Raw genomic sequence first — 3,417 nt, forward strand, 5'->3', positions numbered from 1 at the left:
ACACCACCGTCTCCCATACCCGCAGAACGGACATCGGGATTGATATTCAGAAATGAGACGCTCTGGCCCTGTGCCCCAAAGAAAGAGCACAAAAGAAAGGCCAATAATATATTTGTTCTTTTCATCATTACAGTTTCACTATGTTATTCTTGTATTCTTTACCGTTGTATTTCACTACCACCACATAACTACCGCCCGGCAATTTAGTTACATCTAATTTAGCAGGCTTGAAAGGGGCAATCTCTTTTCCCGTTTCCAGAACAAGTACGCCATTCGTATTATATAATTTGACTTCAATATTTCCTTTTACCTCTTTACCCATCTGGATATTCAATTCATCCCGAACCGGATTCGGATAAAAATCGGCCATACGGGAATCATCCCGAACCAAAATATCAACTACAATATTAGCTGTAGCACCTAAATGATCCGTCGCAGTAATCGTCAACTTACCCAACCCGGTTCTGAGAGATTTCAATACCAATTGGTTATTGCTTACACTTATTGAAACCAAACCGTTCGATGAACAAGTTGCTGTATATTTCAGATTTTCACCATCCGGATCCCGGAAATACGTATTAAGATCGATGGTCTGCGTTTCCCCGACTTTCCCAAAATAGAGATTTTCAAAAGTAACAGTCCCGACTATTTCAGGAGTCCGGTTGGGTAATATTTCATAAGGAATTTCAACGGTTTCCGAACTTCCTCCTTCATTGGTTACGATTAACTGAAGCGGAGTTTTCACTCCCGCTGTGATTTCAGGTGCAACAATCGTCACAATCACCGTATTCTCCTCCCGGCCGACAGAAACGCCATCCGGCGTACTTTCCAGGCGATATTCCCAAACCTGATCTTCAGGGTCCGTAACATCAAAATAAATTCTAGCCGTTTCAAAGGCTTTCAATACGATATCCGTAGGATTTCTCCATACAACCACAGGAGCCGCATTTGTGACGGTCTCACCTCCCTCTACCGTATAAGCCGAACGATTCCCGAAACGATCCACACCGACAACCGCAACATAATAACGAGTCTCCGGAATCAAACCTTGTATCCGCACAGACACCTCATCCCCAAACTTCATACGACTTACATCGATAGATTTTGTCGGTTCAATCCCGCTTAAATCCATGTCGTCAAAAGATTGTGTCTTCACATATATATCATAACGATCCGGCGTTCCGTTATCTTCGTCTGATGTAACACTCCATTTCAAAAGCACGGAAGCAGCCCCCCATGTGATAGCCAAATCCGCTACCGGCTCCGGAGCAATGCCTCTATCCTCCTGAAGAGCCAAAGCTGCATCTATGTATCCGACACCCATTTTTCCTCTATATCCCGCATTATACTGATCTATATCCCGGGTTGCCGCCAAAAGACGTTCTCTCAAATCATTGGGCGTAAATCCGGGATGCCCGACCCCATATTTGGAAACAACCAAAGCCGCAATACCCGATACATGGGGACAGGCCATCGAAGTTCCCTGCATATATATATACTCATTTCCCGGTCCCGTACTGGCAACCATACACTCTTTAGCATAACGTACACCCATCGGTTCTGTCCCGCCGGGGGCCGTAAGATTGATCCAATCCGCAAAATTTGAATACCATGCCTTTCTATAATCCGGAGCCATGGCCGCAACAGACAGCACCGGCCCATAAGCAGCCGGATAAGCTTTATAATCCGAATCTTCATTACCGGCGGCAAAAATAACGATCCCCCCTTTCATCGGCCCCACCTGATTACCGTTTTTATCCGTACCGGCATATTTTATAAAATAATCGATAGCTTCTTTGGTCGCATTATCCATATAGGTCTGTTCCTTATTATCGAAAACAAATCCCCAGCTATTCTGACTGATAACAGCCCCATTATCGGCCCCGTATTTAATCGCCTGTGGAGTACGATTTGTACCGATATCCTCATTCGGGTCATTCGGGTCTGCCTTAAAAATCTGACAAGACATTAATCGCACCCCGTCGTGATTTCCACTTCCTCCGGCAACTCCACATAAGCCTTTCCCGTTATTATTCACAGCAGAAACAGTACCCGCAACATGAGTACCATGGCTATGGGGAATAATCGTCGCTGTATTATCGACAAAATTCCATCCGTAAATATCGTCTACATAATTATTATTATCGTCGTCACGACCTGCCGCTCCATTTTTTTCTGCCTCGTTCACCCACATATTATCCTGCAAATCTTCATGCTCATAATCAATACCACCGTCTACAATAGCAACAATCACTTCCGGCGACCCGGTAGTCACCTTCCAGGCCTCCAACAAATTAATATCGGCACCGGCAACCGCATCCTTCACAGTTCCATCATTTACATAGTGCCATTGCGCCCTCAAAAGAGGATCATTCGGCCTCCCCGGCAAAGCTGCCTCGATCCCGCTTCCGGACATCGTTATCGGTATAGCCCGGCCTACTCCTCCGACCCGCTTGATCTTACGTACCGGATCGACCTTATCGATTTCTGCCAACTCCGACAAATCACCGATAGCCCGGGTAACCGGCTTCGTCTCGTCAAAATAGATATCATACCACAAATGTAAACCGGCCGCTCTCGTTCTGGCTTCAAATTCTCCGGCCGGCGGAAATACCCGCTCGATTTTTGTCGCACCTAAACGGTCTGCCAATTCATCCAATGCCGAAATTCCGGTACGGGTCTTTCCATCCACACTGGTCAAACTTACCCGTTGCTCAGCACTTTCTTTTAACTTGATTCTCACAAGTCCTTTTACTAAATGATTCCCTTCAACAACTTTTTGTTCAGGTATATCCTTATCATTCGAACGATCAATTTTATCCTCGCTACAAGAATATGCGAACAATAAAAATAAAAGAAATAATAGACGGGTATTCATCGTCATAAATTTAATGGTAAAACAAAGTTTAATAGCCTCTCCTGTTTTCAAACCACAATTATACTATTTTAAAATGTAAAAAATAATATTTCCATTCGTTATTTTTGTTTCAATTTAAACAAATATGGGTATTTTATATTGTAATTTAACTAAATACCCTTGTCTGAATAGGTTTTTCACATTTCTGAAAACAATTTGAAACATCCGGTTTTTAATAAAACAGTGAATATAAATCTAAAAAAATCGCCCGAAAAGCTTTTGTATTATAAACAAAACTTTTCAGACGATTCCCTGATCAAATTCCGCCGTCCTCTAAAATATCCTCCCGGCCTTTTAAAAATTCCATCCGGCAGAGAGACAGAACGTCCCCTTCACCGGTGAATCACTGCCTGCCAGCCAGTAAGCAAAGTTCACTTCTGCTCCGCGGTACATCAGACCGCAACCCAGAGTGGCATAACTCGGACGTGTCTTCTTATCGGCCCCGATGTGATAACCCCCGCGCACCGCTATCAGATCGTTGTAAAGGTATTCGGCCCCAA

1 protein-coding gene and 1 pseudogene are annotated in these 3,417 nt (G+C 44.0%); both read right to left on the reverse strand.

All coding sequences use genetic code 11. From position 1 onward, the window contains the following. Window positions 1-127 precede the first annotated feature (127 nt). The gene (locus DD657_RS09825; protein ID WP_287049742.1) at window positions 128-2,878 is read right to left on the reverse strand and encodes a S8 family serine peptidase; all 2,751 of its coding nucleotides are present in this window, start codon (window positions 2,876-2,878) and stop codon (window positions 128-130) included. Between the two features lie 333 nt (window positions 2,879-3,211). After that, window positions 3,212-3,417 (reverse strand): annotated as a pseudogene (locus tag DD657_RS09830) (PorV/PorQ family protein); the annotation flags it as partial.

The sequence above is a fragment of the Culturomica sp. genome (genome assembly GCF_003524185.1).
In the GTDB taxonomy this organism is placed as follows: domain Bacteria; phylum Bacteroidota; class Bacteroidia; order Bacteroidales; family Marinifilaceae; genus Culturomica; species Culturomica massiliensis.